Below are 18,524 nucleotides of genomic sequence, written 5' to 3'. Positions count from 1 at the left end.
GGGTCCGATGCAACCTTCGGGGGCCGGCCGGTGTGTAGGAACCGTGAGCCTGCGTGATGCGAGGGGCGAGGAGGAGTTTCGGCGGTTCGCCGCCACGGTGATCCCGCCGCTGGGCCGGTTGGCCTACTCGCTGTGCGGTGACCGGCATCTGGCCGAGGACCTGGTGCAGACCTGCCTGATGAAGCTGTACCGGGCGTGGCCGAAGATCCGCCGGCCGGAGTACGCCGACGCCTATGTCCGCAAGACGCTGCTGCGGGTCTGGCTGAACGAGCAGCGGCGGCCGTGGCGGCGGGCCGAGAGCGGCACCGGCGTCCTGCCCGAGGTCGGCGACCAACGGTCCGACCCGGCCGCGCTGACCGAGCGGGACGCCTTCAGCGAACGTCTTCGCCGCGCCCTCGAACAGGTTCCGGCCCGCCAACGCGCCGCGGTGATCCTGCGCTACCGGATGCAGCTGTCCGTGACCGAGACGGCGGAACTCCTGCGGTGCTCGGAAGGAACCGTCAAGAGCCAGTCGGCCAGGGGCCTGGACGCCCTGCGCGCCGCCATGACGCGGCAGGACGCAGACCGCCCGCTGGCACGGGGAGGAGTCGTCGTCGATGAATGACCAGCAGCTGATCTCCGGGCTTGCCGCGCTGCCCGACGAGGATCTGCATGTCGACCTGGATGCCGTGGTCGCCACGGTCAAGAGCCGCCGCAGGCGCCGGCACGCCGTGACCACCGCGGCCCTGACCACCACCGTCCTGACCGCCGGGCTGATCGTCGTGATCGGCCACCCCGGCGGGGCACCGCTGCCGCCGCCGCCGCCCGCGGTGCCCGGCAACTGGACGGTTCGGTCGTCCGACACCCAGTGGGTCAGCCTGTCGAGCGTCGCCGTCGTCAGCGCATCCGACGTGTGGACGACCGGCGTCACTGGTGAACCCGACCCCGGGGGAGTTGGCCTACGCGAGCGGGGACGTGTGGAACATTGGGACGGGCAGCGGTGGACGCGGTTCGACCTCCCCGACGGCCACCACCCGTTCGACCTGGCCGCCATCGCCTCGGGCGACGTCTGGGTCGTCGGACGCGTCGCAACCTCCGGGCCTACCGCCCGGCCGTTCGCCATGCACTGGGACGGCCTTGGCTGGCGGGATGTCCCGGTTCCGCCGCAGGGAAGCAACTCCTATCTGGACTCCGTGGCCGTGGTGTCGGCGAACGACATCTGGGCGGTCGGGCCGACGCCGAGCTTGGACGCGGGTCCGCTCCTCGTCCGCTGGGATGGCCAGCGGTGGACGACGGTGACCCTCCCGGACGCTCCAGCAGGCCCGGTGTCGTTGGACTTCGTCTCCGCCCGGGGCGCCGACGACGTCTGGGCGGTCGGCAGGTCCGATTCGCACCCGCTGATCGCGCACTTCGTCGGCAGCGGTTGGTCGTGGATTCCGGCGACGGTGGACGGGCGGGTCCTGCCCAAGCTGCGAGGTGTGGTCGCGCTCGGGCCGGATGACGTGTGGGGTGTGAGCGACACGGGATTCTTCCGGTGGGACGGTCGCGTCTGGCGGGAAGCACCGCTTCCGGCGGAGCTCGACGGTCGGTACGCCACCTTCGCCCCCGACGGCGCCGGCGGGCTGTTCGTGGCCGGGTACCGGTTGATGTGTCAGAACGTCCCGTGTCCGAACGGTGGACCGGACGCGCGCGCTTACTTCCGGGTCGCGCACTGGAACGGAACAGCGTGGCGGCTGGTCTCGCCCCCGGTCGACGGCCCCGGGATGTTCCAGGATCTGGATACCGCGCGCGACGGCAGCGGAGTCTGGGCGGTCGGCCTCCGCATGGACGCCTCCAACTTCGACAGGTGGATCGTGGCCTCGCGTCCGTTGCTCCGGTAGGCGGCTCGGCAGCTGGGGGTATGGACGGGTCCGGTGAACGATCACCGGACCCGTCCCTCAGCCCAGCGCCAACGGCAGGCTGGCCAGGACGTGGCGGCGGTGCCGGCCGTCGGCGGGGAGCAGGCGCAGGCCGAGCTTGCGGGCGGCCTGGTGCGGGGTGAGCCAGAACTGGGTCTTCGGCACGCCGATGCGCGCCACCGCCGTGGTCCGGACCGCGCCGCGGGCGGTGCGGGTGAACGCGTACGAGGTGGTGGTGAAGGTGGACTCCGGAACGCAGCGGCCGATCAGGCTCAGCGCGTCGGCCCTCGAGCGTGGCACGAAACAGGCCTGGCGGAGCTTGCCGATCGACCAGCCGCGCCAGGTCTCCTCACCGCGGTAGGTGGCCGATCCGTTGGCCCGCAGCATGTCCGGGTCGGTACCGAGCGCGGCGGACAGCTCCTGGTGCAGCTCCGGGGTGTCCAGCACGGACGCGGCGTAACCGATCGTGGCCAGCTCGCTGACCAGCCGAAGCGCCGCGCTGGCCGCCGCCCGGCGCGCACCATCGGCTCCGCCGCCGCGGGCCAGGGCCGCCCATGGCGCCTCCGCCAACCGGTACCGCAGCGCCAGCCAGGAGATCCGGACCGGCACCGGGGAGTTGGCCACCCCGGGCATCGCCCACACCACCAGCTGCGCGCTGCTCAGCGGGATGTCCTGACTGTCGAACGCCTTGCGCAGCAAGGAGATCAGTCGCGCCGGATCGGGCCGGTCGGCCGGTGCGACCCGGAGGGTCACGCCGAAGTCCGCCTGCTCGTCGAGGCTGGCGACCGCCGTCCGGTTGCCCAGCCGGTCGATCTGGGTGTGCACGGTCAGTCGCGGCTCCAGCGCCCGGACCGGCGTCGCGGCCGGCGCCACCGGGCCGCGGTGCCGGCGCAGCAGGAACCGCAGCGCCGTCCACGCCCACTGGTAGCCGCACAGCCCCCGGAGCCGGACCGACGTCGCCAGCACGGCCGCCGCCGCACCGGCCGCGACGATCGCGGCCGCGGTGTCGAACGTGAACACCGTGGCGAGCACGGCCAGCGCCGCCAGCTGCCACACGGCGACCTGCCCTACGCCAATCGGCAGCAGCCAACCGGTCCGAATGCGCGGCCATTCCGAGTTCGCGGTGGTCACGGTTGTAGAGGCTGCCGGATCGGCTGCGGTTGTCATCGGTCAACGCCCCCGGAAACTTCCGTTTGCATGTCTCAGAGCTGGAGTTCTCGATCACTCCGGTCGGTATTATCTCGTTCACCGAGCGCATCGCCAAGAATTCTCAAGACACCGGGAGTCGGCCGGGTGTGGACACAGAAGGACCAGATACAGGCCTACCAGTTCCTTCGGCGGCGCCTGGTTTCGGCTCTGGTGTCGGCCGACGCCAACCATCCCGTTTCGCCGTCCAAAAGGTTACTGCTCGGTACCGGGATCGGGTTGGCCGTGGCGCTGATCGTGTCGGCGGTGTTCGGGATCATCGGCCTGCTCACCCCCAGCCGGGCGGAGGAGTGGCGGCAGGGCGGCCAAGTGATCATGGAGAAGGAGACCGGGGCCCGGTTCATCCTCGGCCAGGACGGCGCGCTGCATCCGGTGCTCAACTACGCCTCGGCGCGGCTGCTGGCCGGCGGTGACGGCGGCAAGACCGTGACCGTGCCGGCGAAGACGCTGCGCGACGTGCCCCGGGGCGCCGGTGCCGGCATCGTCGGGGCGCCGGACTCGTTGCCGCAGAACGATCGGCTGCGCGCCGGGCCGTGGACCAGCTGCACCCGGCTGTCGGCGGACCGGCCGGCCGGCGACGAGCCGATCTCCACCGTCCTGTTGGGACAGGAGTTTGCCGGTCCCCCGCTGCCCGACGGGGCGGCGATCCTGGCCCGGTTGCGGTCCGGTGAGCGGTTCGTGATCACCGGCGGCCACCGGCACCGGCTGGCCGACGACCGCGCCGTTGTGGCCCTCGGCTACGCCTCCGCCGACTCCGTCACGGTCGCCCCGACCTGGTTGAACACCATCCCCGCCGGACGGGACCTGGCCACCATCGACGTGCAGCGCAGCGGCGCGCCCGGCCCGGCCGTCGGTCGCGCCGCCACCAGGATCGGCCAGGTGCTGGTGTCCGGCGCGGAGGAGTTCTATCTGGTCCGCGGCGACGGTCTGGCGGTGATCTCCGGTACCGAGGCCGCGCTGGTGCTCGGGTCGCCGGCAAGCGTCGCGGCCTATCCGGATGCCCGGCCGCGGCCGATTCCGTTGCCCGCCGCGGACATCGCCGCCGCCCCGCGGTCGGCCGAGCGCGCGGACGGCTATCCCCGGCGCCGCCCGGAACCCGTCGGGGTCCAGCCGACCACGACGCTGTGCGCGACCGGCGCGCGGATCACGATCGGCACCGGGCTTCCGTTGCCGAGCGGGGCGAAGCCACACTCGGTGCCGCAATCGGCCGGTGCCGCGGCGGAGGTGTACGTGCCCGGCGGTGCGGGCGCGGTGGTGGCCGAGGAACCGGCGCCCGGCGCGGCCTCCGGTACCACGTACCTGATCACCGACACCGGCCAGAAGTACCCGTTGTCCGGCGACGAGGCGATCAAGGCGCTCGGCTACGGGCGGGTGTCGCGTCCGGGCGTGCCGGCCGCGGTGCTCGCACTGTTCCCGACCGGGCCGACGCTCGATCCGGCGCAGGCCAGACGGACGGTCGGCAGTTGATGGGCGCCGCCGAGCGGGGACTGCTGCATCAGGGCCTGCGCTATGCCCTGGCGCTGCGGATCGCGGTCACCGGGCTGGCCAGCCTGGTCACGCTGTTCTCCGGTTCGGCGCGGCAGCAGGCCGTCGCGATCGTCGTCGTGCTGGCGTTCAACCTGTGGAACGGTTGCTTCGCCTATCTGATGGTGCGCGGTGCGGACCGGCGCTGGCTGGTTCCGGTGGACGTTGCCGTGGTGTGCGCGGCCTGCTTCACCCAGGTCTGGACCACCTCGCTCGACCCCCGGCTGAGCACGAGCTGGGTGCTCGCCGCCGTCGAGATCACCGTCGTCGCCTACCCGTGGCTGGTCGGCTCGGTGGGCCTCGCCGGGGTCACCGCGACGATCCTGGTCAGCTACTTCGCCGGTGCGGCGGTGTCCAATCCGGCCGGCTGGCTGGCCACCGCGCCGGTCGAACTGTGGACCGCGGCGGAGGCGGCGCTGTCCTGGGCGCTCTACCGGTTCGTCCGGCGCAGCGCCAGGGCCGCGGACCAGGTCGTCGAGCGCGCGGAACGGTTGCGCCGGGCGGCCGCGGTCGCCGGGGCCCGCCGGGTGGACGAGCGTGAGTATCTTGCGGCATTGCACGACACCGCGTCGGCGACGCTGCTCATGGTCGGCGCCGGGGTGGTGTCCGGCCGCGAACGCTGGCTGCTCGAGCAGGCCGCGCGCGACGTCGAGGTGATGAGCGGGCCCGCCGTGGTGACCGGCAGCGAGGTCGACCTGCTCGACCTGCTCCGGGACGCGGCCTGGCGGACTCCGCTGGAAATCCGTTGGCACGGTATGGCTTCCGTGCTCCTGCCGGCGGTGGACGCGGTGCAGCTCAGCAACGGCGCCCGGGAGGCGCTGACCAACGTGGTGCGGCACGCCGGCACCGACCGGGCCGACATCCGGGTGGACCGCGACGGGGATACGGTGATCGTGGAAATCTCCGATGAGGGAAGGGGATTCGACCCCGCCGCGGTGTCCGGACACCACTACGGCGTGACCCGCTCCCTGGTGGAACGCATGGCCCGTACCGGAGGCAGTGCGCTGGTGGACAGCCGGCCCGGCCACGGCACCCGGGTCCGGCTGACCCACCCGCTGTCCGCCCGGGAGCCGGCCGGGGACGACGCGGAGATCATCGCGACCTCGTTCCAGCAGGGATTGCGCTGGGGGGTCATCGTGATGTGCTTCGTCATCTCGCTGTTCCTCGATCTGCCGAAGCTGCTGGCGAACCAGCACGCGTACAGCTCGGTCGGCGCACAGTTCTTCGTGCTCGGCGGGCTGATCGCGGTGACCGCCGTGGTGGCGGTGGTGACCTGGCGGGGCCGGTCGCTCGGCGCCTGGCGCTGGCCGCTGGTGCTGCTGGTGTTCGGCCTGTCGGCGCTGGCCACCGCGACCGTGCTGCCGCAGTACCGGCTCGGCACGGCGCACTGGTCCGACGGCGACGCCGGCTGGCAGATCGTGTTGCTGCTGCTGGACAGCCGGGTCATCGTGTTCGCCGGCGTGCTCGGCGCGCAGTACCTGATGACCTTCGCCCAGACGGCGCTCGGCGGCGAATCGGCACTGACCCTGGTGGGAGTGGTGAACGCGACCTGGATCGGGCTCAGCTACCAGCTCGCGGTCTGCATGATCGCTGCGGTGCTCCGCGGGTTGTCGATCTCCTCGGCCAAGGCCGCCCGGGCCGAGGAGGAGCTGCGCACCTCGGAGGCGATCGCCGAGCAGCTGCACCGGGACCGCAAGGAACGCTTTTCCGGCCTGGCCGACACGACCGTGCCGCTGCTGACCGGGCTGGCCAACGGCGAGCTGGATCCCGGCGACGAGGCCGTGCGCCGGTCCTGCGCGGTGGAGGCGGCCCGGATGCGGCGGCTGTTCGCCGAGGACGCCACCGGGCCCGACCCGTTGCTGCACGAGCTTCGCGCGTGCATCGAGTTGGCCGAGCGCAACGGCGTGTCGGTGGCGTTCGCCACCTGCGGGGCGCGGCCGGAGGTTCCCGAGGCCGTGTGCCGGAAGCTGACCGAGCCGGCGATCGCCGCGTTGGCCACCGCGCGCGGCAAGGTGCGGCTCACCGTCGCGGGTGCTGCGGAGACCGTGACGGTCAGCATCGTGGCCGACTGCATGCCCCAGATGGTGCCGAAGCCCAGCGGCCACGGGGTGCGCACCGATGTGTTGCGGGACGGAGACCGGCTCTGGATCCGGGCGACCTGGCGAGGTGAATCATGATCACCGCTGTCGTAGTCGACGACCATCCCGCGGTGACCGCGGGGGTTCAGGCGTGGTGCGGCCTCGCCGACCCGCCGATCAAGGTGCTGGCCACCGGCCGGAACGTGTCGGTGGCCTGGCTGGAACCGGGCCGCTCCGCGGATGTGGTGGTGTTCGACCTGCAACTGGACGTCAGCGGCCCGGCCTACGGGGATCTCAAGCGGCTGGTGGACGCCGGGCGCCAGGTGGTGATCTACAGCATGCGGGCCGACCGGGAGACCGTGTTGACCTGCCTGGACATCGGCGGGTTCACCTATCTCACCAAGGCCGAGGGCGAGGACCACCTGGTGGCGGCCATCCAGGCGGCCGCCGCGCACACCCCGTACACCCCACCGGTGCTGTCCGGCGCGTTCGGCACGGACAACCGTCCACATCGGCCACAGCTCTCGCCACGGGAGAGCGAGGTGCTGCTGGAGTGGTTCCACTCCGAGTCCAAGGAGATGGTCGCGCGCCGGCTGAACCTGACCGTTCGTCGGGTGAACGCCTGCCTGGAGCGGGTGCGGATCAAGTACGCCAACGTCGGCCGGGATGCGCCGACCAAGGCAGCGCTGGTGGCCAGGGCGATCCAGGACGGCCTGGTGCGGGCCGACGAGCTTTGACGGGGTCAGAACGAAAAAGGTGGACAAACGACCACCACCATGCCGCCCGGCGGATCACTACGGTTCCTGGTAAAGGTCATTTCGCCGAGGAGGGCGCGGTGGAAGGCTCAGGGATTCCGGTCGCGGTGGTCGAGGACCATCCGCTCTACCGCGCCGCGCTGACCAGGCTGTTCACCGAGACCCCTGGCCTGTGCCTGGACGCCGTCGCCGAGTCGGTCACCCAGTTCGCCGCCCGCAGCCGCCAGTGCTCGGTCGTGGTGCTGGATCTCGGACTGCCCGGGGTGAGCGGGGCGGCGGCGGTGCTGGAGGTCACCCGGATGGGCCACCGGGTTCTGGTGCTTTCGGCGCAGGCGGAGACCAATGACGTGGTCGGCGCGAAGGCCGCCGGGGCGTGGGGGTACCTGTGCAAGAACGCGGACAGCACGGAGATCCTGGCCGCGGTCGCCCAGATCGCCGCCGGGATCCGGGTTCCGGCCCCGGCCGCGGTGCCGGTCGAACCGGAGCCGGCGGCCCGGATGGAGTTGTCGGACCGCGAGGTCGAGGTGCTGGCCCGGCTGGCCGCGGGGGAGCGGGACCAGGACATCGCGCAAACGCTGCGGATCAGCGTGCGCACCGTAAGGTCCTATTTGGACAGAATCCGGGACAAGACCGGCCTGCGCCGGCGCCCGGAGCTGACCCGGTACGCGATCGAACACGGCATGATCGCCAATCCGCGGGCGATCTCCGCCTGACATGCTGACCATCGCGATGGCCGGCGGGGTGACCCTGCTAGCCGCGATGTTCGCCTACCGGATCGGCCGGATCCGGGGCCGGGGCGCGGAGCGGGTGGCGGTGGACCGGCTGCTGCACGACACGGTGTTGCCGACCCTGGACGCGCTCGCCCTCGGTGCGCCCCCGGACGCAGCGCGGGCGCAGGCGGTCGAACTGCGCGGCCGGCTGCGCGAGCAGGTCCGGCCGCAGGCGCTCGGCCACGAGCTCGCCACCGTGCTGAATGAGTTGTCCCGCAAGGGACTGCGTGCGCACCTGGTGATCGCGGATCCGGGCACCGGGCTGCCGGCCCGCCGCCGGGTGGCGCTGCGGGACGCGACCAGGGAGGCGCTGCGCAACATCGTGCGGCACGCCGGCACGAACCAGGCGGAGGTCCGGGTGGAACGGCTCGGTGCCGGGATCGCCGTGACCACAAGGGATCGCGGAATCGGGTTCGATCAGACCCGGCGCCGGCCGGGGTTCGGGATCACCGAGTCCATCGTGGCCAGAATGGTCGAGGTGGACGGCTGGGCCGAGGTGGTGTCCCAGCCCGGCTGGGGGACCCGGGTGCGGTTGTGGGTGCCGCGGTGAGGGTGGTCGCGGCCGCTCTGGCCGCCGTTCTCGGCCTGCTGCCGGTGGTTCATCCGCGCTCCGTGGCCGTGGCCGCCCAGTGCGCCAGCCCGGCCGGGGTCTACCGGGAGGGGACCGGTTGGGCGCAGCGGCTGACCGACCCGGCGCGGATCTGGCCGCTCACCGACGGATCCGGCCAGCTGGTCGCGGTGCTCGGTACCGGCGTCGACCCGGCCAACCCGCAGTTCGGGCGGGACCAGGTGATCGGCGGCTCGGACCTCGACGACTGCGACGGCCGGGGCACCTTCGCCGCCGGAATCGTCGGCGCAGCAACGGATCCGGCCACCACGTTCGCCGGAATGGCGCCGGGCGTGCGTATTCTCGCCCTGCGCCACACCCAGTCGGTCGGCTCCGGGCAGGGTGAGGTCGATCCCGACGCCCTGGCCAACCGGATCGACCGGGCCGTGGCCGCCGGTGCGTCGGTGATCCTGGTGGTCGCCCCCGCCAGCCGCAGCACTCCCGCCCTGGAGTCCGCTGTCCGTAACGCCCTTGCCCGGGACGCGGTCATCGTCTCCCCGGCCGCCAGCGACAAACCGGAGAGCCTGAGCTACCCGACCGCCCTGCCCGGCGTGATCGGCGTCGGCGCCCACGACCGCTCCGGCACCCCGGTACAAGCCGAAGCCGGCCCGCACATCCTCCTCGCCGCCCCCGGCGCCGACCTGGTCAGCCTCGCCGCCGGCACCGCCGGATCCCTCGGCCACCGCTGGAGCATCACCAATCCGGCGTTCGCCGCCGCCTACGTCGCCGGCACCGTCGTCCTCATCCGCGCCTACCACCCCAACCTCACGCCCAGCCAGGTATCCGACCGCCTGTCCCGCACCGCCAACCGTCCACCCAGCGGCACCCGCCACCTCCGGCTCGGCTGGGGCATCCTCGACGTCCAAGCCGCCGTCACCGCCCAGCTCACCGCGCCACCCCCCAGCACAGCCCGCACCGCCACCCCCGCCCGCATCAGCCCGGCCGCCGCCCCCGCAGGCCCGCCCACCTACCCCCGCCTCCCCGGCACCCTCGCCATCGCCGGCGTCGCCATCGCCGCCCTCTCCGCCCTCACCGTCTCCGTCACCCGCCGCGCCCGCACCCGCAACTGGCGCCAGGGATAACCACCACCCGCACCCCGGCCCCGAACCCCGACATCACCCTCGCTGAGTTCCCAGCCCCCGCACCCGAGTTCCCGCTCCCAACACCCGAGTTCGCGGGTCCAGTCGCTGAGTTGGCGACCCGGGCTCTCGGGTTGTCAGTTCCAGTACCGAGTTGCCGATCCCAGCACCCGACTTCCCGCTCCCAACACCCGACTCCGTGGCTCCAGCCGCTGAGTTGCCGACCCGGGCAGCCGATTTCCCAGTTCCAGCATGGGCGATGGGTCAGGGTCCGTTGTCAGCGGCCGGTTCGGATCGGGGATCGTGCGCTGAGCACCACCGCGTCGTGCACGATCCGCACGACCGGCGCCACGATCATCGGGTCAGCCCGTTGATGATGCGCTGATGGTTCTGCTCCCACAGGTAGTCGGTGTACCAGTGGGTGGGCAGCATCAGTGGGTGCTGCCAGCCGGAGTTTCCTTCGCCGTAGCTGACGATCCGGCTCATGCCGTCGGGCAGCCGCTCGCCGTAGCGGATCACGTAGCCCTCGTGCAGCATGTGCTCGCCCGCGACGGTGTAGTTCACCGTGATGTTGGTGAACCGGTCGGGATCGGGCGACGCCACCGTGTAGGAGTGGACGTAGTTGCCGTACCCGGCGTCGTTGCGGGTGCCGGCCGCGGTGGCGGCCGCCGCCCCGTCGTTGGGCACCGGGTTGTTGGCGATCGCGCTTCCGAGCTGGCTCGCGTTGGTGTCGAACGGGATCCTGGTGTCACTCTCGACCCGGTAGGTGTGGTCGGAATTGATGATGTCGTACCAGGGTCCGACCGTGAAGCCCTTCGCGCCCGTGGTGTTCGGGATCGTCACCGACGGGACGGTCTCGTCGCGGGGGCGCAGCTGGACCTGGTCACCGTCGAGATAGGCGCCGCCGCGCGGGACGTCCGTCGTGGTGCCGGTGTTCGCCTGGGCCAGCTGGATCCGTTCGGCGCCCTGGCTGTTCTGCTGGGTGGCCTTGTCCTTGTCCCACTGCTGCGCGGTGGCGGTGGTGCCGCGGATGTCGGCGATCATCAGGTCCAGTCGCCGGCCGGCGGCGGCCAGCGCCCTGGCGTTGTCCTCCACGGTGCGGGCGTGCGTCGCGCCGGCCGCCGCGGACGCGTCCACGTTGGCGAACGCGGACGCCGGGACCTGCCGGGAGAGCAGTGTCTGATGGGTGTCGCCGAGCACGGTGACCTGTTCGGGCAACGCGCGGGCGGCGCCGTTCAATGCCTCGTGCACGATCTGCATACCGGGGGTGGCGACCATGGTGCGGGCTCCTCTCGGTCACCTCATCCGACGAAGGTCATCGGATCCACGACGGTCCGGTTGATCCGCTGGCTGCCGTTCTGGTCGAACTCTCGAATGGACTGTTCGGAACCCCTGATCTCATCCTTGATGCGGTCCAGCCGGTTCCGGGCCGCCTCCGTCGCATCGCCGTATTCGGCGGTGTTGCGCTGGTGCCGGGCGGCCACCGAGGCGGAGGACTCGACGTTGCCGAACGCGGCGCTGCTGGCCGCCGCACCGCGCGCGGTCTGGGCCGCCCGGCCGAGCTGGTTGCTCGGGTTGAGCAGCTTGCTCACCGCGCCGAGCAGATCCGCCAGAGGGAACTGCATCCCGCCCCCGCCGCCGCCCCCGGCGTCCCCGCGCCGCTGCGGGTCCTGCGGCGCCTGCTGCTGTTGCTGCTGTTGCTGCTGTTGCTGCAGGCGTTGCGCGGCGGTACGCCCTTGCTCCAGGAACTGCCGGTACCGGCCGTCGGTGTAGGACCCCCAGCGCCGCCAGCCGTACCGCTGGAAGATGGCGTGGGCGTTGTTGGCATTGGTCTGCGGGTCCAGGTTGTCCTGGTGGTTGTGGTGCAACCGGTCGAACCAGCCCTGGTTGGGACCGGGGTGAACCGTGCGGATCTGCCACAGCCCCACCGACGGACCGTAGGTCGCGTTCTGCAGGTTGAGATCACCCAGCCGGTCGGTCCACCCGTCCGACTCGGCGAGCGCGATCGTCACGGCCATCTCCAGGTCCTGCCCGGTGAAGCCGGCGCGTGCGGCCAAGGCGGCGATCTCATCGGGGGTCAGCTGCGGCATGGTCTCGCCTTTCTCAGAACTGGAACCCGGCATGCGGGTTCGGGTCGCCCGGTGGGTCGGCGCCGATCACCGGCGGCGTGATGACCGATGACTCGCCCCAGACCTCCTCGGTTTCCACCAGCCACGGCGGCACCCGGCGGCCCCCGGCCATGTCCATGCCCATGGGCGCGAACGGCATGAACGGCATCATCGGCATCCCGCCGGTCGCCGCGCCCGCCCCGGCAGCGGCCCCGGCGGCGGCGAGGCCGCCGAGACCGGCCGCGGCGACCGGGGGCGGGCCGGCGCCGAGCATTCCGTTGTGCGCCACCGGGACCGGCGGGGCCGCGCCGAACCCGCCGATCTTTCCGATGCCGCCGCCACCACCGACTCCCTTGAGCCCGTCGGTGAGCGCCGCCTTGGCCTTGTCCGGATCGGTCTCGGCGGCCGGCTCCTCCTTCTTCTTCTCCGCCCAGGTCGGGATGCGAGGCATCCCGAGCCGCCCGGCGGCCGCCGCCGTCGCGGCCGCAAGGCCGGCGGTGAACATGCTGCCGAACATCGGCCTGGATCCGTTGGGGTTGAGCAGGTCCACGTCGTCCAGCGCCCCACCGTGACCGTGACCGTGGCCGGAGCCGGGTGCGCCGGGCGGCCGGCCCGCGATGTTGAGGTGCGGGATGCTCCGCTCCGAGCGCCGGTACTCCCCAGCCAGCCGGACCATGACGGCGACGGCCTTCGCGTGCGCGGCGTTCGCCGCGTTGGCAGCCTGCTGGTGGTTCTGCACGGCCGCGACCGCGTCGGCCTGCGCCCGGCGCAGCTGCGCCACGGATTCCGGCGATGCCATCGGATCCACCTCGATCGTGGCGGTGGCCAGGTGCACGGTGGTGGGGGAGACCTCGGGCACCTCGACCGGAGGCGGCATCTCGGCCTTGGCCCGGTGCAGCGCGTCGGCGGTGTCGTGCGCGGCGTCGCGCACCGCGAACGCCGCGTCGCCGATCCGGCGCAACCCGCCGGCCAGGTCGGTGATCATCACGGCGTACGCGTCGGCCGCACCGCCCTGCCAATGCTCCCGGAACCGCGCCAGCCTGGCATCCAGGTTGCCGGCCTGCTCGTGCAACCGCGCACCCACGGCGTCCCAGGAGTCCGCGGCCGAACGCGCGCTCCCTTCCTCGCCTGCGTGCAACATCGCGTACAGCTGTGCGTGGCTGTACCGGGAGAAATCCGTGTGGCCGTTCGGCTTCTCGGGCATCGTGCTCAGGCTTCCTGGATCGACTTCCCGACCGCGTGCATCGCGCCGGTCACGGTGTCGTCGTAGGTCTGGTAGGCGACGGACACCGTCTTGGTGATCTCGTTGGCGAACTCGATCGCGTCCCGGGCCTGACCGACCAGGATGTACATCTCCGAAACCGCGATGCCGTGGCTGTTCCACAGCGCATAGGCCTCGTTGAACTCACCGAGCCGGAGCTTGTGCTCGACCAGCGAGTCCAGATCGCTCAACGGTTGGCCCATGCCGCTGAGCTGGGTAGCCAACTCACCGGCGAAGTCGGTCAGCGACTGCAGGTGGACCGCGAACCCCTCGTTTCCAGTCGGCATGGTGGATCCTTTCTGGACTCCGGCCAAGGTGGGCGGGTCGGCACGCCCACCCACCTCGGCCGGCGCCGGCGATCAGCCGTACGGCGGAACGCCGCCCTTGGGTGTTCAGCGGATGGTGCCGTGCCCCTGGAACCTCTGGCCCAGTGCTCCGTCCAGCGCCGCACCTTCGGTCGCCGTACCGTCCAGCAGCCGGCCGAGGTTGTTGATGATCAGCGTCATGTCGTTGAGCAGCTTGCGCAGGTTGACCTCGGCGATCTGGGCCTCCTGGCCGGAACTGCTGCCCGACTCGTACCAGGTCATCCGGACCGGGTTCAGCGCCTTGTCCAGGCTTTCCAGCGCGCCGTTGATCGCCCCGGACTGGGTGACCAGCGTGGCACCGGCGCCGGAGACGGCGCCGAAGGACATTGCGACGGTGCCGGCTGAGGGTGCTCCTGACTCATACATTTCCGCTCACTCCTCTCAGCCGTTGAGCCCGCTGACGATGCCGCCGCCGTTGCCGCCGCTGATCGCCCCGGTGACGGTTTGGTTGATCTTCTGAGCCTGCTGGTCGGCGAACGAGCTGTGCGTGTTCATGACCTCGTTGAACTTCTGCCCGATGACCGTGAGCTCGACCTGTGCCTTCTGGATCCGGTCGTTGAGCAGCATCTTGTTCTGGTCGAACGCGAGCCGTGCCGCACCGTTGAAGTTCCTGGTCGCGCCGACGAGACCCTCAACGTCCGCGTTGAGCTTCGCCATCATGCCGCGAATCTGATTGGCCGTGTCGTCGAAATCCCTGGCCGCCTTGGTCATAACGGCCTGGTCGAGAACGACTCCTTGTGGTGCCATGATTGTCGCCTCCTTTCGGATCTGAGGTTATGGCCGCCGGCATTCTGGGCCCACGGCACTTTTACCCACACTTCAGCTTTCGCCTGGCGTCCAGGCCACCTGGACCAGTTCACTGCCGGTGCGGCGGCGCACCAGGTAACCGCGGCCGGGCGGCTGCGGTTCCGGCTTGATGTCGCCGACCAGCGGACCCTCGTCCTTGCTGCCGGACATCACCAGGCCCGGCGAACCGAGCTCGCGCATTCGCTGGATCACCGGGTCGAACATGGCCCGCGACGCGCCGCCGCTGCCCCGGGCGATGACCACGTGCAGGCCGATGTCCCTGGCGTGCGGCAGGTATTCCAGCAATGGCTGCAACGGGTGGGTGAGCTTGCCGGGGGTGGCCACCAGCTCGTAGTCGTCGATCAGCAGGAACAGCTCACGGCCCTGCCACCAGTCCCGTCTGCGCAGCTGTTCCGGCGTGATGTCCGGGCCGGGCAACCGATCTCGCATCGCCGTGGCGATCTGCGCGACCGCGTCGTCGAGCACCGGCTCCGATCCCGCGTAGGCGAGTAGGTGGCCGTTGCCGACGGCACCGAGCAGGCCGCGCCGGTAGTCCACCATGATGATCCGGGCCTGTTCCGGGGTATAGCGTCGGGTAATGCCCTGCGCGATCGTGCGCAGCAGCGCGGTCTTGCCGCACTCCACGTCGGCGAAGGCAAGAAAGTGCGGGTCGGTGGTGAAGTCCAGGAAGGCCGGCTGCAGATCGGTTTCCGAGATACCGAGCGGAATCGTCTGTCCTGGCGCGCGGTACGCCGGGGACAGTGCCTCGACCGGCACCTCTCTCGGCAGCAACCGCATCGGTGGAGCCGGCTTGCCCGGCCAGGCATCGCGCACCCGGGAGATCAGGTTGGCCGTTCCCGCGCCAAGGGTGTCGACCCGGCAGTCACCGTCCACTCGGGACAGAGCGCCGAGCATGTGCAGCCGCTCCGCGGTGATGCCCCGGCCGGGAGCACTTGCCGGGACGTTCTGCGCGGCCCGGCGGTCGATCATCGAGTCCGACGGGTCACCCAGCCGCAGCTCGATCCGGGTGTTGAGGCTGTCCCGCAGCGGTGTCGGCATGTTCAGCCACCAGGTGCTGGACACCACGACGTGGATGCCGAACCCCAGACCCCGGGTGGCCAGGCGGACGATGGTCGGCTCGAGGAACTCGAACTCCTGTCGCACCGTCGCCCAGTCGTCGACGACGAGGAACACGTCGCCGAACTCCCGGTCGCCGTCCTCACTCTCGACGAACTCGCGACGCCGCTGCCGGAACGTCGTGATCGAGTCGATCCGGTGCTCGGCGAAGAGTTGCTCGCGCCGGCCGAGCAGGGTGTTGACCTCGGCGACCACCCGGCGGCACCGCTCGACGTCCCGGCGGACCGCGTAACCGCTCACGTGCGGCAGCCCGGAGACCGAGCCGAGCGCGCCACCGCCCATGTCCAGCAGGAAGAACTGCACCTCGGCCGGTGTATGGGTGAGGGCGAGTGAGGCGACCAGGCCGCGCAGGAACGTGCTCTTTCCACTCTGCGGCGCGCCGATCATCAGGACGTTGCCGGCGGCGGCGGTGAGGTCGAGCCACATCTGGTCGCGGGTCTGCTCGAATGGTTTGTCCACAATGGCAACCGGTACGACCAACTGGCCGTTGCCGGACCAGCCGGTGGGGCAGAACCCGCGTTCCGCGTCGACACTCAGCGGCGGCAGCAGCTGGTCCAGGGTGGGCGGTTCGGCCAGCGGTGGCAACCAGATCTGGTGCGCGGGCGGGCCTTTTCCGGTCAGCCGGGACAGCATCGCGCCCATGATCGTTTCACCGGTGCCGGCCGGGACGCTGTCCGGCGCCGTGCTGTCCGGCGGGGCGGGTTCGGGCGGCCGGGGGAGCTCCTCGAGCGTGAACGGCAGCACCTCCCGGCCGGGCGCCGCCTGCGGTCCGGGGCCGGTCGACCGGGGCGGCAACTCGCCCGAGACGTAGGCCGTTTTCAGCCGCAGCAAGGTGTCCGTGTCCAGTCGCAGGTAGGCCGAGCCGGGCACCGGCGGCAGGTGGTAGGCGTCCGGAACCCCGAGCACCGCACGGCTCTCCGACGCGGAGAACGTGCGCAGCCCGATCCGGTAGGACAGGTGCGCCTCCAGCCCGCGCAGCCGACCCTCCTCCAGTCGCTGCGACGCGAGCAGCAGGTGCACCGCGAGGCTGCGACCGAGCCGGCCGATCATCACGAACAGGTCGATGAACTCCGGCCGGCTGGTGAGCAGCTCGCTGAACTCGTCGATGATCACCAGCAGGGCCGGCAGCGGAGCCAGGTCCGCTCCGGTCTCCCGGGCCCGCTCGTAGTCCCGGACCGAAGCGAAATTGCCGGCGTCCCGGAGAAGTTCCTGGCGGCGTACCAGTTCTCCGTTGATCGCGTCGGCCATCCGGTCGACAAGGGCCAGGTCGTCGGACAGGTTCGTGATCACCGCGCAGGTGTGCGGCAGCTCGGCCATCCCGGCGAACGTGGCGCCACCCTTGAAGTCGATCAGTGCCAGGTTCAGCGTCTCCGACGAGTGCGTCACCGCGAGCGCGCTGACCAGGGTGCGCAGCAGTTCGCTCTTTCCCGACCCGGTGGCGCCGATCACCAGACCGTGCGGGCCCATGCCGTTCTCGGCCGACTCCTTCAGGTCCAGCTCGACCGGCTGGCCACGCAGGTCGAGGCCGAGCGGGACGCGCAACCGCTCCCGCGGCGGCCGGGGACGCCAGGTGATGGCCGGATCGACGTCCCTCGGGTCACCGAGACCGAGCAGGCCGGGCAGGCCGAAGGTCGAGGCGAGCGGGCTTTCCGGCGCTGCCATCCCGCTGCGGTACCGCGAGGTCATCATCCGGGCCAGGGCCTCGGCGTCGGCGGTGGGCAACGCGTCCGGCCGGCCGACGTAGGTGAAGCCGGCGGCGTCGCCACCCTCGCCGGCCAGCATGCCGAGCCGGCCGGCCGACGCGTGCAGGAACAACGCGTTCGGGCTCGGCGTGTCCGGCGGGCCGTCGGCGATCTCGATCAGCGTCACCCCGTGCAGTCCGGTTTCCGGTGCGAGCCGGGACGTGCCGTGCGTCCGGCCGCCGTCGATCACCACCACCAGGTGCGGCAGGTCGAATCCCATCCCGCTGTTCCGGGTGAACGGCGGGCGCTCGCCGAGATCCTGGCCGAACGCCTCGGCAAGGGCGTCCAGGTCGGCGGCCACGATCCGGGTCGGCCCGACGGCGTCGGACTCGATGGCGTCGTAGAGCTGCGGCAGCCACTTGGCCCAGTCCCAGTCGCCGCGCCGGTCCGCGGTGAGGCACAGCCCGACCCGCAGATCGGCCGGGGCGTGCGCGACGACCGCCTGAGCCAGCATCGCCCGCACCAGATCGAGCACCGCCGCGCGCGGCCCGCTGACCCCGATCCGCGGGAAGGCCCGCAACGAGATCGCGGCCGGCAGCTCGGTGACCGTGGCGTAGGCGCGGATGAAGTGCCGCAACGAGGTCGACGAGACCGGGTCGAGGTCCTCCAGCGGCGCGGTCTGCGGTGCCCGGAGCGGAGTGGCCAGCCGCTGCGGGCTGGTGCCCACCCGAACCTGGCCGAAGTCCGAGTCGGACCGCCTGCGCTCCCACAACCTCCTCGTGTCGACCAGCGTCCACAGGTCGACCGGATCCGGCTGCCCGTAGGCGAGGGCGAACCGTTGGCGTTCGGCGACGTCGTGCACCTGCTTGCGCAGCCCGGAAAGGTAACGCTGGTAGTCGCGCCGCTCCTCGTTGATCTTGGCTTTGGTCGCGTGCCGGCTGCCGGCCAGCATCATCACGATCATGCCGCCCATCACGAGCACGAACAGACCGCCGAAGATGTAGGTCATCACCCCGCCGGCGCGTCCGATGTAGACGAACGACATGCCGCCCATGGCCAGCATCATCGGCACCATGAACAGCATGTGCAGCATCGCCTGGTTGCTGCCCTTGGGCAGCGCGGGCGGCGATTCCAGCACGACCTCGCCGGTCGGCTGCTCGGGCGCGGGCAGCCGGCGCGCCCGCGTCGGGGTGCTCATCCGCTGAGTGTGCCGCTGCGGACGCCGGCCGGGGTGGGTAATTTTGCCGTCCGCCCGCCGCCGTGGCCCGCCTACTCTTCGACCCGACACG

Annotated in this window: 16 protein-coding genes; 8 read left to right on the top strand and 8 right to left on the bottom strand. The window is 71.5% G+C overall.

All coding sequences use genetic code 11. The features are described 5' to 3' along the window. Positions 1-43: 43 nt before the first annotated feature. Positions 44-604, top strand: a complete 561-nt coding sequence (locus VFV67_RS32250) for an RNA polymerase sigma factor (protein ID WP_414636389.1) — start codon at positions 44-46, stop codon at positions 602-604. Then, complete coding sequence (locus tag VFV67_RS32245; protein WP_326474483.1) at positions 597-1,859, top strand: hypothetical protein; 1,263 nt, start codon at positions 597-599, stop codon at positions 1,857-1,859. Before VFV67_RS32250 ends, VFV67_RS32245 begins: the two co-directional genes overlap by 8 nt. Positions 1,860-1,916: 57 nt before the next feature. Here the strand turns inward: VFV67_RS32245 and VFV67_RS32240 are convergent, their stop codons facing one another. Further along, positions 1,917-3,008: a type VII secretion protein EccE gene (locus tag VFV67_RS32240; RefSeq protein WP_326474482.1), complete on the bottom strand. Its 1,092-nt coding sequence runs from the start codon at positions 3,006-3,008 to the stop codon at positions 1,917-1,919. A gap of 162 nt (positions 3,009-3,170) precedes the next feature. Between VFV67_RS32240 and eccB the strand changes: the two genes are divergently transcribed. The 6 genes from eccB to VFV67_RS32210 all read left to right on the top strand — a co-directional run bounded on the left by eccB (position 3,171) and on the right by VFV67_RS32210 (position 9,899). After that, a complete protein-coding gene (gene eccB, locus VFV67_RS32235) occupies positions 3,171-4,550 on the top strand; it encodes a type VII secretion protein EccB (protein ID WP_326474481.1) in 1,380 nt (459 codons plus the stop codon). Further along, positions 4,550-6,784: a sensor histidine kinase gene (locus VFV67_RS32230; RefSeq protein WP_326474480.1), complete on the top strand. Its 2,235-nt coding sequence runs from the start codon at positions 4,550-4,552 to the stop codon at positions 6,782-6,784. The genes eccB and VFV67_RS32230 overlap by 1 nt, the downstream gene beginning before the upstream one ends. After that, the gene (locus VFV67_RS32225; protein ID WP_326474479.1) at positions 6,781-7,422 is read left to right on the top strand and encodes a DNA-binding response regulator; all 642 of its coding nucleotides are present in this window, start codon (positions 6,781-6,783) and stop codon (positions 7,420-7,422) included. Before VFV67_RS32230 ends, VFV67_RS32225 begins: the two co-directional genes overlap by 4 nt. A 98-nt stretch (positions 7,423-7,520) precedes the next feature. Continuing rightward, positions 7,521-8,153, top strand: coding sequence for a response regulator transcription factor (locus tag VFV67_RS32220; protein ID WP_326474478.1), 633 nt, complete (start codon positions 7,521-7,523; stop codon positions 8,151-8,153). A 1-nt stretch (position 8,154) separates the two neighbouring features. Further along, entirely contained in the window at positions 8,155-8,760 is a 606-nt protein-coding gene (locus tag VFV67_RS32215; protein ID WP_326474477.1) for a sensor histidine kinase, read from the top strand. Then, entirely contained in the window at positions 8,757-9,899 is a 1,143-nt protein-coding gene (locus tag VFV67_RS32210) for a S8 family serine peptidase (protein ID WP_326474476.1), read from the top strand. The genes VFV67_RS32215 and VFV67_RS32210 overlap by 4 nt, the downstream gene beginning before the upstream one ends. 351 nt (positions 9,900-10,250) lie before the next feature. Here VFV67_RS32210 and VFV67_RS32205 read toward each other — a convergent pair whose 3' ends face one another. From VFV67_RS32205 to eccCa, 7 genes are all read right to left on the bottom strand, one after another. Continuing rightward, the gene (locus tag VFV67_RS32205; protein ID WP_326474475.1) at positions 10,251-11,174 is read right to left on the bottom strand and encodes a hypothetical protein; all 924 of its coding nucleotides are present in this window, start codon (positions 11,172-11,174) and stop codon (positions 10,251-10,253) included. A gap of 23 nt (positions 11,175-11,197) precedes the next feature. Continuing rightward, the gene (locus VFV67_RS32200; protein ID WP_326474474.1) at positions 11,198-11,986 is read right to left on the bottom strand and encodes a hypothetical protein; all 789 of its coding nucleotides are present in this window, start codon (positions 11,984-11,986) and stop codon (positions 11,198-11,200) included. 13 nt (positions 11,987-11,999) lie between these two features. After that, complete coding sequence (locus VFV67_RS32195) at positions 12,000-13,208, bottom strand: WXG100 family type VII secretion target (protein WP_326474473.1); 1,209 nt, start codon at positions 13,206-13,208, stop codon at positions 12,000-12,002. A 5-nt stretch (positions 13,209-13,213) separates the two neighbouring features. Continuing rightward, on the bottom strand, positions 13,214-13,552 hold the full coding sequence (locus VFV67_RS32190) for a hypothetical protein (protein ID WP_326474472.1): 339 nt from the start codon (positions 13,550-13,552) through the stop codon (positions 13,214-13,216). Positions 13,553-13,657: 105 nt separating this feature from the next. After that, complete coding sequence (locus VFV67_RS32185) at positions 13,658-13,996, bottom strand: hypothetical protein (protein WP_326474471.1); 339 nt, start codon at positions 13,994-13,996, stop codon at positions 13,658-13,660. A gap of 15 nt (positions 13,997-14,011) precedes the next feature. Then, complete coding sequence (locus tag VFV67_RS32180) at positions 14,012-14,341, bottom strand: WXG100 family type VII secretion target (protein WP_326474470.1); 330 nt, start codon at positions 14,339-14,341, stop codon at positions 14,012-14,014. Positions 14,342-14,449: 108 nt separating this feature from the next. Beyond that, positions 14,450-18,433 carry a type VII secretion protein EccCa gene (gene eccCa / locus VFV67_RS32175; protein ID WP_326474469.1) on the bottom strand — a complete coding sequence of 1,328 codons (3,984 nt, stop codon included), beginning with the start codon at positions 18,431-18,433 and terminating at the stop codon, positions 14,450-14,452. Positions 18,434-18,524 lie beyond the last annotated feature (91 nt).

Source organism: Actinophytocola sp. (assembly GCF_035762905.1).
Taxonomy (GTDB): Bacteria; Actinomycetota; Actinomycetes; order Mycobacteriales; family Pseudonocardiaceae; genus DASYTH01.
The sequence above is the reverse complement of the archived record's forward strand: the minus strand, read 5'-3'. Positions and strand labels throughout refer to the sequence as shown.

Bases quoted from the DNA above. Each gene is read 5' to 3' on its own strand.
- VFV67_RS32245 (WP_326474483.1), top strand. From the start codon at position 597: ATGAATGACCAGCAGCTGATCTCCGGGCTTGCCGCGCTGCCCGACGAG.
- VFV67_RS32230 (WP_326474480.1), top strand. From the start codon at position 4,550: ATGGGCGCCGCCGAGCGGGGACTGCTGCATCAGGGCCTGCGCTATGCC.
- VFV67_RS32225 (WP_326474479.1), top strand. From the start codon at position 6,781: ATGATCACCGCTGTCGTAGTCGACGACCATCCCGCGGTGACCGCGGGG.
- VFV67_RS32215 (WP_326474477.1), top strand. From the start codon at position 8,155: ATGCTGACCATCGCGATGGCCGGCGGGGTGACCCTGCTAGCCGCGATG.
- VFV67_RS32205 (WP_326474475.1), bottom strand. From the start codon at position 11,174: ATGGTCGCCACCCCCGGTATGCAGATCGTGCACGAGGCATTGAACGGC.
- VFV67_RS32200 (WP_326474474.1), bottom strand. From the start codon at position 11,986: ATGCCGCAGCTGACCCCCGATGAGATCGCCGCCTTGGCCGCACGCGCC.
- VFV67_RS32195 (WP_326474473.1), bottom strand. From the start codon at position 13,208: ATGCCCGAGAAGCCGAACGGCCACACGGATTTCTCCCGGTACAGCCAC.
- VFV67_RS32190 (WP_326474472.1), bottom strand. From the start codon at position 13,552: ATGCCGACTGGAAACGAGGGGTTCGCGGTCCACCTGCAGTCGCTGACC.
- VFV67_RS32185 (WP_326474471.1), bottom strand. From the start codon at position 13,996: ATGTATGAGTCAGGAGCACCCTCAGCCGGCACCGTCGCAATGTCCTTC.
- VFV67_RS32180 (WP_326474470.1), bottom strand. From the start codon at position 14,341: ATGACCAAGGCGGCCAGGGATTTCGACGACACGGCCAATCAGATTCGC.
- eccCa (WP_326474469.1), bottom strand. From the start codon at position 18,433: ATGAGCACCCCGACGCGGGCGCGCCGGCTGCCCGCGCCCGAGCAGCCG.